Genomic DNA, 12,990 nt, shown 5'->3' with positions numbered 1-12,990 from the left:
AACAGGCCCTCAATCGCTTCGCCATTCAATTCGAGGGCCGCTTGCCACTCTCACTCCACTAACCAAAACCGCATTTACACAAAAAATTTGACAGACTTGCCATAACAGCGTTGCCCAATCGGAGCATAGCCCTGCCGACGCGGCATGTCCTTGGAAAAACCCACTCTCGTCAATCCACACCAACGGCCGTCCGGCCGCTTCATAAGCGGCCTGCCGCGCTTGAAAGGCGTCCCGCGCCACCGCGTCTGCGCGGGGATGGTACTGCGTTTTTTTATAGGACACCCGCAGCTTTTTCTTCAGCGCATAGCAAATCGTACTCTGCCGAACGCCTAATCGCGCCGCCCGCTCGTATGGGTAGGCATCCGGATACTCTCGCAGGTCCTGTTCCAAGGCCGCGATGTCCAGCTTGCCCCGCCGAGCGCCCGATGGCTTGCGCTCCACCCGTTTCAGCCAGCGCGTCACGCTCGCACTCCCGACCGCAAACCGTTCTGCGGCTTGCGCAATCGATAACTGATCCCGTTCCCGAACCGCCAGCACTTTGCACCGAAAATCGTGTGAGTAGGCCATCGCTTAATCCTAATCAAATTTAATCGATCTTGCTATAAAGCCAAATTGTGCATTGCCGCTGGACCAGTGCGGCCATCAGTGCGCGGGTGCCGCGCCGCAACGGTTCGGGATAGCGCCAGCGCTGCCACCAACCGAGATGTTGTTCACTGGGAATTGCCGGATTACAAATCAAAGTGTCATCAATATCGAAAGAAATACGCACACAATCGCCGTTTTGTTAGTGATTTGGTATGGGATGGTTATTCTCTCACAGTCCAGGGGCCGCCCGCACTGTGGAGGACAGCAGATAACGCTCGTCCGCCTGCCCCTCCAGAAATTTGGCAAAGCGTTTTTTGATGCCCGGCAGTCGAAAGAATCCCATCGCCCCCAGTTTGCTGGTGTTGCGAATCACCGTAGAAGGCTCGAAAAAAGCCATCGCATTGTCCACGGTCAGCACGAACGGCGGTTTGCCCGCCCGCAGCAGGAGGTAACTGGCCAGCAGCACACCGGTGCGGTGATTGCCTTCGATGAACAGTTGGGGCTTACTCAAGGAGCGCACGTAAGCGCCTGCCGCTAATCGCCAAACGGAGTCGCCTGAATGAATGGCGCACCATTCCACTAAATCCTGAATACCCGCGCCCGGCTCGTCGTAAAAGCGGGTTTTAGTCGCTTCAATATGCTGGGAAAATTCACCCCGCCCGATTTCGTCGGGGCCGCACAGCACGATGTTGTTCAACTCAAGCAGGTATTGATGCTGGCCCATCGCAAAAACGTCAATGCCCCCCTCAACGAGGATATCGACGTAGCCATAACCCGCCAGCAGGTTCTCGACCACCGCATCGCTCATCGGGTCACGCTGCCCGCTCAGCCGTCGGTTGATGGCTGGAAACTCGCGTTGCACCTGGCGCAGCGCGGCTTCGATAGCGGGCAGGTTCAACAGCCCCATCGCTATTGCACGCGATCCACCGCGGCACGGGCCAGCGTCGCCACGCCATCGGGCAGTGGGATATAGCCCTCGGCGGCGCTGTGTTGCTGACCATCCGCCAGCGCCCAGTTGACGAAGCCTTTGAGTGCATCGCGCTTGCCCGCATCGGCATACTGACCGTGCAGCAACAACCAGCTAAAGGTCACGATGGGATAGGCGTCCTTGCCGTCGGGATCAGGCAGGAATACCCGCAGGTTCGGCGGAATCTGCCCGACGTTGGCGGCCAGCGCCGCCTGGGCACTGGCGAAATCCGGCGCGATAAACACACCGGCCTTGTTTTGCAGATGGATCATCGGTAGGCCAAGCCGTTTGGCAAAGCCGTATTCGACATAGCCCAGTGAACCCCAACTGCGCTTGATGCGGCCAGCGACGCCTTCGTTGCCGCGTGCGGTCGCGGAAACGCCAGGCCAGTTGACCGTTTTGCCGATGCCGGGGCCGTTGCGCCAGTCCGCGCTGATGGCGGCCAGATGCTGGGTCATGGCGTAGGTGGTGCCGCTGCTGTCCTGTCGGGCAATCAACGCAATGGTCTGCCGGGGCAACTTGATCTCCGGGTTCAGCGCCTGAATACGGGGATCATTCCATTCGCGGATTTTGCCGAGAAACATATCGGCGTAGACCTCCCGGCTCAGTTTCAGCGTTCCTTCCACATCCGGCAGGTTATAAGCCAACACGATGGCTCCTGCCGTGGCGGGAACCAGAACCGCGCCCGCTTTGGCCTTGGCGATTTGCTCATCGCTCATGGCGGAATCGCTGGCCCCGAAATCGACCGCGTTATCCAGAAAGCGCTTAACCCCTTCGCCGCTGCCGACCGCCTCATAGTCGATGGCGACTTCAGGATGCGCCTTGCGGTAAACCTCAATCCATTTCTGATACAGCGGTGCGGGAAAGGTCGCCCCAGCCCCGTGCAGCGTGACCGGCGCGGCGGGCGTCTGGGCGAAGGCGACGGACATCAGACTGACCCCGCCGATGAGGGCGGCCAAGAAAGTACGCAGATGCATGGTGCCTCCGTCCCGTTTCAACTGAATTCGCCCCGGACGTATTCCCGCGTCAGTTGTTGGGCGGGTTGCTCGAAAATCTGTTTGGTTGGCCCCATTTCCACCAGATAGCCGGTGCGGCTGCCTTGCGAAATGTCCACGCCGAAAAAGGCGGTGGTATCGGCTACCCGCATCGCCTGTTGCATGTTGTGGGTGACTAACGCGATGGTGTACTTCTCTTTGAGTTCGACCATCAACTCCTCCACCGCCGGGTGGCGATGGGATCGAGCGCCGAGCAGGGTTCGTCCATCAGCAGCACGTCCGGCTCGGTGGCAATGGCGCGGGCGATGCACAGGCGTTGCTGTTGGCCACCGGACAGCGATAGGCCGCTATTCTTCAGCTTGTCCTTGACCTCGTTCCAGATGGCCGCGCCGTTGAGCGCCTTTTCCACCCGCTCATCCATGTTGCCCTTAAAACCGTTCAGCCGTAGTCCGAACGCCACGTTGTCGTAGATGCTCATGGCGAAGGGGTTGGGCTGCTGAAACACCATGCCGATGTAACGCCGCACGATCACCGGATCGACCTTGCCGTCGTAAATATCCTGGCCGTGATAGGTGACTTTGCCCTCGAAGCGGAACACCGGAATCAGATCATTCATCCGGTTAAGGCTGCGCAGCACGGTGCTCTTGCCGCAGCCGGACGGGCCGATGAAGCCGGTGATCTTGTTCTTTTCCAGCGGCAACTTGCTGTCACGCACCGCCAGAAAATCACCGTAAAAGACTTTCTGGAGCTGGCAATCCATCACCACGCCGTTGGGTGCGGGTGATGAACCCGCCGCTGTCGTTTCTGAATTCACAGGCATGTTGGAACCTCGAAGCACTCAGTATTTTTGCCGCCCGATCAGCCGGGCAAGGATGTTGAACACCAGCACGATCAACACCAGCACCAGGGACGCGGCCCAGGCCAGTTGAATCTGGTTGTCGTAGGGCATCCCGGAGAAGTTGTAGATCAGAATCGCTAGCGATGCGGTCGGCTCGGTCAGGCTGCTCAGGTAGTAATCGCTAAACAGCGCAGTGAACAGCAGCGGCGCGGAGTTGCCCGCCGCGCCAGCAATCGCCAGCATCACGCCGGTCAAAATGCCCGACGCACCGGTGGGCAACACTACTTGCAGAATCACCTGCGTCCGGGTGCAGCCCATGCCGTAGGCGGCGTCTTTCATCTTTTTCGGCACCATCGCCATCGCCTGTTCCGCTGCCAAAATTACGGTGGGCAACATCAGCACCGCCAGCGCCACGCCACCGGCCAGCGCCGAATAGCTTTTCATGGTGACGACCATGATGGCGTAGACGAATACACCGGCCAGAATGGAGGGAAAGCCGGTCAGCACTTTGGCCAGAAAGCGCACGGTATGGGCTAAGCGACTGTCAGGTTCGAGAATCGCCAGATAGACGGCGGCCAGAATGCCGAACGGTACGCTGATCAGGGTGGCGAGGCCGACCATCACCACGGTGCCAACGATGGCGTTGCCAAAGCCGCCGCCGAGATCGAAGGCGGAGGGCGGTAGGGCGGTCAGCGTTTCCCAGCTCAGGCGGGAGCCACCTTCCACGAATAGCATGTAAATCACTGAAAATAACGGTACCGCCGCAATCAGCGCAGCCAGCCAAGTCAGGCCGGTCAGGATGCCGCTTTTCAGCGCCCGCCCTTCCAGCGGTGAGCGTTGGAGACGGAGTAAGCCGCCAGGAGTTCGCTCCAGTGTATGGAGTTGCGATTCAACGACCAGATCAGGCGCGCTCATCGTTCGGCCTCAAATTTGCGGGTAGCGAATTTCATCACCGCCAGACCCACCGCGTTGACGATCAGGGTAATCGCCAGCAGCGCCAGCGCGGCGTACATCAACGCCTGAATTTCGACCGGCCCGGCTTCGGGGAAGCTGGAGGCCAGCAGCGCCGCCAGCGTGTTGGCGGGTGCGAACAGCGACAGGCTGATCTGGTTGGAATTGCCGATCAGCATGGCCAACGCCATGGTTTCGCCCAGCGCCCGCCCAAAGCCCAGCACCAGCGCGGCGAGAATGCCGGAGGAAGCCGTCGGCAACATCACTTTCAAAATCGCTTCCCAGCGGGTCGTGCCCATGCCGTAGGCCGCTTCCTTGACCTTGTAGGGAATCTGGCGCAGTGCATCCACCGAGATCGACGCCACGGTCGGCAAAATCATGATAGCCAGCACCAGCGCGGCAGGCGCGAGTCCGGGGCCGCTCAAGGAGGTGCCGAAAAAGGGGATGCCACCCGCCACTTCATGCAGCCAGTTCGCCACCGGCCGCAGCAGCGGAATCAGCACATAGATACCCCACAGGCCGAACACCACCGACGGAATCGCCGCCAGCAATTCGATGATGGTGCGGAAGATCGCCGCCAGCCGGGGCGGCAGAAAATCCTGGGTCAGGAAAATGGCGATGGCGATCCCGAACAGACCGCCGAGCAGCAAGGCCAGAAAGGAGCTGTACAGCGTCCCCCAGATTTGCGGCAGGATGCCGAACTGTTCGGTCTGGACGTTCCATTCGGTCGAGGTCAGAAAACCGAGGCCGTAGCGCGACATCGCGGGCAGCGCCTTGCCGCCGATTTCCAGAACGATGTACGCCACCAGCACCAAAATCAGCGCGGCGCTGAACCAGGCGATGCCGCGAAAGGTCCGGTCGAGGAAGTAATCGCCCCCGGAGGGCGGCCCGGACACCGAACCGGATTGCGCTAAATGTTCAAAAGGTTGTGCAGCCATGAATCACCGGACGTTCCGCAGGGTTGAGAGAGACGCAAAGAGAGACGCAAAAAATCGGAAACCGGCAGGCGCTCAACATCACGCGGCTGCCGGTTGTCGGGGAATCGCCGTGTTTACTGGATGAGTGCGGCCGCTTTTCTGACCTGGGCCACGACACTCTCGGGCAGGGGGATGTAGCCCATCTTCGGGGCCATCGCCTGACCCTTGGTCAAGCCGTACTCGACCAGTTCGCGCAGCACTTTGGCCTTGGCGTCGTCCTGATCCTTGTAGAACAGCATCCAGGTGAAAGTGGCGATGGGATAGGCTTGCGCACCCGCCGGGTCGAACAGCCAGACCCGCAGGTCGGGGGCATCGGAACCGGGCAAGGTCTTGGTGGTGAATTCGGCGCCGGCCAGGGCGGCCTTGCCGGCTTCATCACCGGGGGCGATGTATTGACCGGCTTTGTTTTGCAGCACGGCCATCGGCTGTTTGGTGGCGATGGCGTAGGTGTATTCGATGTAGCCGATCGCGCCGGGGGTTTGCTTGATGGTGGCGGTCACGCCGTCGTTTTTCGGCGCTTTGACGAAGCTGGTGGGCCATTGCACGGTGGTGCCGTGGCCGACGCTGCTCTTGAAGGCGGCGTTGATCGCGCTCAGGTGGCCGGTAAACACGAAGGTGGTGCCGCTGGAATCGGAACGGGCCACCACGGTGATTTTCTGGTCGGGCAGTTTGACGCCGGGGTTGGCGGCGGCGATTTTCGGGTCGTTCCACTGGGTGATTTTGCCCGCGAAAATGTCGGGATACACCTCGCGCGGCAACTTCAGTTCCTTGACGCCTTCAAGGTTGTAAGACAGCACGATTTCACCGGCGGTCATCGGCAGCAGCACCACGCCCTGCTTGATCTTGGCGATTTCTTCATCGGACATGGCCGCATCGCTGGCGGCGAAATCAACCGTATTGTTGGTGAAATCCTGAATGCCCGCACCGCTACCCTTGGCCTGATAATCGACGGTCACGCCCTGGGTTTGCTTGCCGAAATCCTTGAACCAAGAGGAGTAGAGCGGAAACGGAAAACTCGCGCCGGAACCGGTCAGGCGCAGGTCTTGCGCTGAAGCGGGTGCGATGCTGGCCGCACCGAGCAAGACAATCATCGCGGAGGTCAGAAATGGCTTTCTCACAAATAACCCTCTACACATGGAATGGTTTGAGAAAGTCAGTGTGGCGGGCTGATGTTGCAGTGCAATGTCAAAATAATGACAAGCTGGTGACAAAGTGGCTGGCTCCCATGCTCCAACGTGGGAGCCTTCGTGTGGACCGCTGGAGCGGTCAAACCCATTCCCACGCCGGAGCATGGGAATGAGAAAGACGAGAAGGCGCAGCCTGCCGCTTATCTGAAAACGATGACGCCCAAACTGTCATCAAAAGATCATGATTGCGTCATGTTGTTGTTATTTATGCTTCCCACACTCCTTAACCCATCGTCTCCTTCACGCTTGGGTTTGAAGTCGCATGGTCAAAACACTTGGCGCCACTCTGAGGCATCAGGCACACGATTTGTTTTTCAAAACCGTTCACCAACGCTATCTGATCTACAACATGTGCTGGGAAGACCCGCGCATCGACCGGCAACTGCTGGGCCTTGACGGCAACAGCACGCTGGTGGTTCTGACCAGCGCCGGTTGCAACGCGCTGGATTATTTGCTGGATGGCCCGGCCGAAATTCACGCCGTGGACGTGAATCCCCGCCAAAATGCCCTGTTGCAACTCAAGCTGACGTTGATCGAGCGCGGCGATTTCGATGATTTGGAACAGATGTTCCGGCGCGGTGCGCATCCCCGTTTCCGAGAGTTGTACCAGGCCGTGCGCCCGCGCTTGCCGGACTACGCCGCCGCGTTCTGGGATAAGAAAATCAGCTATTTCGACCCGGCCAACCCCAAGCATTCGTTTTATTATCGGGGCACCTGTGGGGCGGTGGCGTGGCTGGTGACCCGGCGGCTGCTCAAATCCGGGCGCAAGCTGCGCGACTACCTGTTTGATCTACTGGACGCGCAAAACCTCAACGAGCAGCGCGAACTGTATACCCGCATCGAACCGGCGCTGTGGAGCCGCTTCAGTACCTGGTTACTGCGCCAACCGACCGCCCTGGCCATGCTCGGCGTGCCGCGCCCGCAGATTCAGTTGATCCAGCAGCGCCATTCCGGTGGCATCGTCGGTTATGTCAATGACAAGCTGCGGCATGTGCTCACTGAAGTACTGATTCACGACAACTATTTCTGGCGGGCCTATCTGACCGGTTCCTACAGCGAACGTTGTTGCCCCAACTATCTGCTGCCGGAGCACTTCTCCCGCCTGCGGGCCGATTTCGGTCGCATCCATACCCATAACGCCACAGTCAGCGACTTTCTGCACACCCATCCCGGCGAATACAGCCATTTCGTGCTGCTCGATCATCAGGATTGGCTGGCCTGGCATCAGCCAAAAGCCTTAGAAGAAGAATGGCGGTTGATTCTGGAAAACAGCCGACCGGGCAGCCGGATCTTGTTGCGCTCGGCGGGCAACGATCTCGGTTTCTTGCCGGAATGGACCCGGCGGGCGCTGCGCTTCTTCCCGAACCGCACCGAACCCTTGCACTGGCAGGATCGGGTCGGCACTTACGGCAGCCTGCATTTTGCGGAGGTGGCATGAACCGATCTGAGCCGCTGTGGTGGCCTACTGAGCGACAGACCGATCCATTAAGTCGTTACTACCGTTGGCACGCCCGGCTGTACGACGCCACCCGCTGGAGCTTCCTGTTTGGACGCGCCCAGTTGATCCAGGCCATCGCCACTGACCGACAGCCGCGCCGAATTCTGGAAATCGGCTGTGGCACCGGCGCCAACCTGCTGCGCCTCAGCCGCCAGTTTCCCAACGCCCAAATCACTGGCCTGGATTTATCCGCTGACATGCTGGCGCAAGCCCGGCGCAAGCTGGCGCAGCGTGCGTCAGCAGTCACGCTGCTGCAACAGCGCTATGACCGTCCACTTTCCGCCGAACCGGCCTTCGACCTGATCGTATGTTCCTACTGCCTGTCGATGATCGATCCCGGTTGGCAGCAGGCTCTGGACGCGGCGCTGGGCGATCTCCAGCCCGGCGGGTTGCTGGCGGTGGTCGATTTTCACGATACGCGCTTTTCCGGCTTCCGCCGCTGGATGGGCTTTAACCATGTGCGCATGGACGGGCATCTGTTGCCATCTCTGAACGAGCGCAGCGAGGCACTCACACAAAATGTTCGCCCCGCTTACGGCAATGTTTGGCGCTATTTCAGCTTCATCGGTTGCAAACGGGGCAGTTGAGCGTATGGGGGCCGCCACTTTTCGCACGCTGTGGATTGCCACCCGACTCGGCGCGATTCATACCACCGCCGACGCCGAATCCCGCACTCCAGCAGGCCTTTGAACGCCGTCGTCAGTTGCTCAACCGCGACTGATGGATACCCTATTTCGGGTGATGGCCCTGAAAAAAGGCATGACCACACCCGGTTCAACTGATCATCCCCTAGCGCCGCACCGCGTTCAGCGCCCAATCGTACTCCAGAGAGCGAATTTTTAGGCCACCCTTGCGGATCGCAGCTTGGGCCTGCGGCGTGTCGCCGAGTGCGTCAGCGTAGCGGGCGAAGGTGGCGTCAAGTGAAGTGAAGCCCTGATGCCCCTGCTCAAAATCGCCCTTGTACCAATCAAAAATCTTCGAGACTGACAAGGTGTTACTGGCAGCGTCGAACCAGTTGCGGCTGCGGTCTGACAGAAAGCGCCACATACTGTCTTCGAGTTGACCGTCCAAACGATCCGCCGTGAAGGCCTCATCCCGCAGCATCGGGCAACCGACGGAAGCGCAGTTGACCGCTGCGTGAATGCGCGGTTCGTCGAACGCGCCGGGTGCGCGGATCATGCCGTGCTCCACCTCGTCCAGGCTGCGTTCCTGACCGAGCAGGTTGAAAAATGTCTTTTTCCACGGCGATTGCAGCAGCGATCCCAATTCCTTAATCGACTTGAGATCGGGGTAGCGGGTCAGGATCAGCTCTACGGTAAAAGCGTTATAGGCATTGATCAGAAACGCCAGTCGTTGGGGCTTGCCCCAGCGTTGATAGTCGGCTTCAGGAACCGCTGACAGGCTATCGAGATAAGCCTTCAACGTGGCCCGGTCGTTCTTGAAGCCGGCATAATCGACCTGCGAAGCGTTGCCGTTGCTTATCAGCACCCCATGTTTTTTGAGCAGCGTATCCCAAGCGACATGGCGGTGGTCGAACGCCGCCTGAACCTGAAATGCCGCCAGCATGAGCGCCAGCAACAGCGTGGATCGTGGAATGAAGCGGTAGCGCATGGCGATGGCTCTCGTCAATGGCTTGGATTCGGGTTCGGGGTTGGGTTCGGATTGGCGCGCGGTGTTTCCGCCCGCATCCGGCTGTCCGGCCCGCGCCGCCAGGTGTGGAAACGTTCCACCCAGGCCAGCAGTTTTTCGGGGGCGTGGGCCTTTTCCCAGACGCCAGCAGCATATTTGTTGGCCTCAGCCAGGGTCGGGTAGATGTGGATGGTAGCGAGGATTTTGTTCAGACCGATGCCGTGGCGCATCGCCATCACGTATTCGGCCAGCAAGTCACCGGCGTGCTCGCCAACTAGGGTCACACCTAGAATCTTGTCTTTGCCCGGCGCGGTCAGCACCTTGACGAAGCCGTGGGCCTCGCCGTCGGCGATGGCGCGGTCGAGATCATCAATGCCATAGAGCGTGACTTCGTAAGGAATGCCCTGTTCCTTGGCTTCCTGCTCGTTTAACCCGACCCGCGCCACTTCGGGATCGACGAAGGTAGACCACGGGATGACCGAATAATCGGCCTTGAAGGTCTTGAACGGATCGAACAGGGCATTCACTGCTGCATACCAGGCTTGATGAGCGGCGGTGTGGGTGAACTGATAAGGCCCGGCCACATCGCCCGCCGCGTAGATGTTGGGGTAAAGCGTTTGCAGGTACTCGTTGGTTTCCACGGTGCGAGATGCTGGAATCCCCAGTTCTTCCAGCCCGTAGCCGGTGGTGTTGGCCACTCGCCCCACCGCGACCAACACCGCATCGAACGGCACGCGCACGTCGCGGCCTTGATGTTCGGCAATCAGGATTTTTTCGCCGTTTTCCACCACGAACTGCTTGGCTTTGTGCTCGGTCAACACCGCGACGCCTTCCTCCCGAAACCGTTCGGCCACCAGCGCCGATACTTCAGGATCTTCCCGGCTCAGGATGCGCGGCCCCATTTCGACCTGTGTCACCTGACTGCCGAGCCGGGCAAAGGTCTGGGTCAGTTCGGAACCGATGGGGCCGCCGCCCAGCACCACCAGCCGTTTGGGCAACTCGCGCAGATTCCAAACGGTGTCCGAGGTTAAATAGCTGACCTCCTCCAGACCCGGAATCGGCGGCGCGAACGGTCGCGCGCCGGCGGCGATAACGATGGCGCGAGTGGTTAGCGTCCGCGTTCCGTCTGCCGTCGTCACCTCCACGGTCCAAGGCGAGGTGATCTTCGCCGCGCCCTCGATCACCTCCACGCCCAGACCGGTATATCGCGCCACCGAATCGTGCGGCGCGACTTCGCGGATGACCCGTTGCACCCGCGCCATCACCTCGGCGAAATCAAACTCGGCATCGGCCTTGCGGATGCCGAACTCCGCTGAGCGCCGGATGTGGGAGAGCAATTTAGCGGAACGGATCAGCGCCTTGGACGGCACGCAGCCGGTGTTCAGGCAATCGCCGCCCATCCGGTGTTTCTCGATCAGCGTGACCTTGGCCTTGACCGCCGCTGCGATGTAGGCCGTCACCAGCCCGGCGGAACCGGCCCCGATCACCACCAAGTTGCGGTCGAAACGCGCGGGCTTCGGCCAGTTCGCGTACACCCGTTTCGCCTTCACCAGCGCCACAATCTTCTTGGCGATCAGCGGGAATAGACCGAGCAGGACGAACGACGCCAACAGACCCGGTGACAGGATGCCTTTCAGCGAGTCGATCTGGGCCAGTTGAGTACCCGCATTCACGTAAACGGCGGTGCCGATCAACATGCCAAGCTGGCTGACCCAGATAAACGTCCAGATACGAATCGGCGTCAGGCCCATCACCAGATTAATGATGAAAAATGGAAAAATTGGAATCAACCGCAGGGTGAACAGATAAAAACCGCCTTCCTTGGCAACGCCCGCGTTAATGGCCTTGAGCTTGTCGCCGAAGTGATCTTGCACCCAGTCGCGCAATACGAAACGGGCGATCAAGAAGGCCAAAGTCGCGCCGAGGGTCGAGGCGAAAGAAACGAGGATCGTGCCCCACAGGACTCCGAACAGCGCGCCCGCGACCAGCGTCAAAACCGCCGCGCCCGGAAATGACAGCGCCGTGGAGACCGCGTAAACCGTGAAGAAAAGCCCAGCCGTCCACCACGGGTGTGCGGCTTGATAGGCTTCGATGGCGGCCTGTTGGGATTTGAAATACTCCAGGCTGAAAAACCGACCCAGATCAAAGGCGAAAAACGCGCCGATCAGCACGGCGACAGCTCCGACGAGCAACAGTTTGCGGATGTTCACAAAAAAAGACTCCAAGGCCCAGCGGCCGGTCAAGCGAAAGGATTGGTCCTTGATGTTGAGAACGTTTACGCAATTCGATTGAGTTTGGATGCGTCAGTGGAGCTAAAGCACGGTTTTTTTAGGGGCAAACTCCCAACCAGCCAGCACGGGGCAAACCCAACAGTCGTGTCACCAGCCGCCATTTTGATTACGGCAGATCAAGGCGAGTGTCCATATCGAGGTCGAACCGCCCATACGGGTTGACATGCTCCCATATCAGCGGGGTCAAGGCGGCATAGTCGCGCGGTGTCATCTTGCTCTGCCAATGCGGCTGAGCCAGCACTTTCTGGATCATCAACGTGTTGATGTAGATCATGCAGTTCTGGATCAGGTGCAGCGCAAGCATGCTGACCTCGTGATCCTCGCGGCGGTTGCTCGCTATCTCGCCCCCGGCGGGCGAAGAACACGAAGTCGGTGGCCCCATTTCATTGCCGTTCAGCCCCTGGTGGATCTCGCGGCGCAGTTCTTCGGAGTGCAGGTGTATAGCAAAATCGAACAAAGGTGATCATATTCTATTGGAGCGAAAGAGATCATCGACGGAGCAGTGGGTTTGCCTGCGGATAGCTTTGGCCTGTGCCCACTTGTGTTCGATGGGGTTGAGATCAGGGGAATAGGGTGGGAGGTATTCAAGGGTGTGGCCGGCTTGGCGGAGGGTGTTTTGAATGTCGGCGTGTAGTGCCCCAAAAAAGACTTCCGCTGATTAAGAGAGTATAGCGACCTCCTGGGCCAAGACGGCGGCGGGGGTGCGATACGCTAAATGACTGTGTAATCGCTGCTCGTTAGACCAACGCTGGAAGGCGGGTAGAAGTGCTTGGAGGTCGGCCAAGGTATTGACCTCGTGGCGAAAGACGAACTCGTGCTTGAAGGTGCGGTTCAAGCGTTCCAGGATGCCCATACCACCGACCTGAGCGACACGACAGCGCACCCACTGACCGAGGGTCTGGCAGGTCTGCTGAAAGTGGCTGGAGGTAAAATCCGAACCGGCGTCGCTTTGGATGAGGCGGGGGCCAGCCTTCGAGAGACTGTAAATTCGATTGTGTAAATGCTCCACTGTAGGAAACGAGGACACTGACGTGTCAGGAGCATTGACGATGACGACACCATTAAGCAAAGT

14 protein-coding genes and 1 pseudogene are annotated in these 12,990 nt (G+C 59.5%); 2 read left to right on the top strand and 13 right to left on the bottom strand.

The genetic code is table 11. The annotated features are described in order from the left end of the window. Positions 1 to 9 precede the first annotated feature (9 nt). The 8 genes and pseudogenes from BN873_RS20725 to pstS (BN873_RS01580) all read right to left on the bottom strand — a co-directional run bounded on the left by BN873_RS20725 (position 10) and on the right by pstS (BN873_RS01580) (position 6,449). Positions 10 to 567, bottom strand: coding sequence for an IS630 transposase-related protein (locus tag BN873_RS20725; RefSeq protein ID WP_071243956.1), 558 nt, complete (start codon positions 565 to 567; stop codon positions 10 to 12). A gap of 19 nt (positions 568 to 586) precedes the next feature. After that, a complete protein-coding gene (locus tag BN873_RS01610; protein WP_048670230.1) occupies positions 587 to 769 on the bottom strand; it encodes a hypothetical protein in 183 nt (60 codons plus the stop codon). A 45-nt stretch (positions 770 to 814) separates the two neighbouring features. After that, entirely contained in the window at positions 815 to 1,492 is a 678-nt protein-coding gene (locus tag BN873_RS01605) for a hypothetical protein (protein ID WP_048670229.1), read from the bottom strand. A gap of 2 nt (positions 1,493 to 1,494) precedes the next feature. Continuing rightward, the gene (gene pstS, locus BN873_RS01600) at positions 1,495 to 2,529 is read right to left on the bottom strand and encodes a phosphate ABC transporter substrate-binding protein PstS (RefSeq protein ID WP_048670228.1); all 1,035 of its coding nucleotides are present in this window, start codon (positions 2,527 to 2,529) and stop codon (positions 1,495 to 1,497) included. Positions 2,530 to 2,546: 17 nt separating this feature from the next. Continuing rightward, positions 2,547 to 3,367 (bottom strand): annotated as a pseudogene (pstB, locus tag BN873_RS01595) (phosphate ABC transporter ATP-binding protein PstB). A gap of 18 nt (positions 3,368 to 3,385) precedes the next feature. Further along, positions 3,386 to 4,300, bottom strand: coding sequence for a phosphate ABC transporter permease PstA (gene pstA, locus BN873_RS01590; protein WP_048670227.1), 915 nt, complete (start codon positions 4,298 to 4,300; stop codon positions 3,386 to 3,388). After that, complete coding sequence (pstC, locus tag BN873_RS01585; protein WP_048670226.1) at positions 4,297 to 5,274, bottom strand: phosphate ABC transporter permease subunit PstC; 978 nt, start codon at positions 5,272 to 5,274, stop codon at positions 4,297 to 4,299. Before pstC ends, pstA begins: the two co-directional genes overlap by 4 nt. Before the next feature lie 113 nt (positions 5,275 to 5,387). Further along, a complete protein-coding gene (gene pstS, locus BN873_RS01580) occupies positions 5,388 to 6,449 on the bottom strand; it encodes a phosphate ABC transporter substrate-binding protein PstS (protein ID WP_053085203.1) in 1,062 nt (353 codons plus the stop codon). Between the two features lie 313 nt (positions 6,450 to 6,762). Here pstS (BN873_RS01580) and BN873_RS01575 point away from each other — a divergent pair, with 313 nt between their 5' ends. Both BN873_RS01575 and BN873_RS01570 read left to right on the top strand, forming a co-directional pair. Further along, a complete protein-coding gene (locus BN873_RS01575) occupies positions 6,763 to 7,938 on the top strand; it encodes a BtaA family protein (RefSeq protein ID WP_048670224.1) in 1,176 nt (391 codons plus the stop codon). Further along, on the top strand, positions 7,935 to 8,585 hold the full coding sequence (locus tag BN873_RS01570) for a class I SAM-dependent methyltransferase (protein WP_048670223.1): 651 nt from the start codon (positions 7,935 to 7,937) through the stop codon (positions 8,583 to 8,585). The genes BN873_RS01575 and BN873_RS01570 overlap by 4 nt, the downstream gene beginning before the upstream one ends. A 202-nt stretch (positions 8,586 to 8,787) precedes the next feature. Here BN873_RS01570 and BN873_RS01565 read toward each other — a convergent pair whose 3' ends face one another. The 5 genes from BN873_RS01565 to BN873_RS01550 all read right to left on the bottom strand — a co-directional run. Then, the gene (locus BN873_RS01565; RefSeq protein ID WP_053085202.1) at positions 8,788 to 9,609 is read right to left on the bottom strand and encodes a DUF547 domain-containing protein; all 822 of its coding nucleotides are present in this window, start codon (positions 9,607 to 9,609) and stop codon (positions 8,788 to 8,790) included. A gap of 14 nt (positions 9,610 to 9,623) precedes the next feature. Further along, positions 9,624 to 11,837 carry an FAD-dependent oxidoreductase gene (locus BN873_RS01560; protein ID WP_048670232.1) on the bottom strand — a complete coding sequence of 738 codons (2,214 nt, stop codon included), beginning with the start codon at positions 11,835 to 11,837 and terminating at the stop codon, positions 9,624 to 9,626. A 187-nt stretch (positions 11,838 to 12,024) separates the two neighbouring features. After that, entirely contained in the window at positions 12,025 to 12,375 is a 351-nt protein-coding gene (locus tag BN873_RS01555) for a Tn3 family transposase (protein WP_048670222.1), read from the bottom strand. A 6-nt stretch (positions 12,376 to 12,381) separates the two neighbouring features. After that, complete coding sequence (locus tag BN873_RS19200; RefSeq protein ID WP_242434345.1) at positions 12,382 to 12,540, bottom strand: transposase; 159 nt, start codon at positions 12,538 to 12,540, stop codon at positions 12,382 to 12,384. A gap of 36 nt (positions 12,541 to 12,576) precedes the next feature. After that, the coding region (locus BN873_RS01550) for an IS481 family transposase (RefSeq protein WP_053085201.1) at positions 12,577 to 12,990 on the bottom strand (414 nt) is incomplete at its 5' end.

Origin of the sequence: Candidatus Competibacter denitrificans Run_A_D11, assembly GCF_001051235.1 — a bacterium.
Taxonomy (GTDB): Bacteria; Pseudomonadota; Gammaproteobacteria; order Competibacterales; family Competibacteraceae; genus Competibacter_A; species Competibacter_A denitrificans.
Note: the sequence above shows the minus strand (reverse complement) of the source record. Positions and strands in the feature narration are given on the sequence as shown.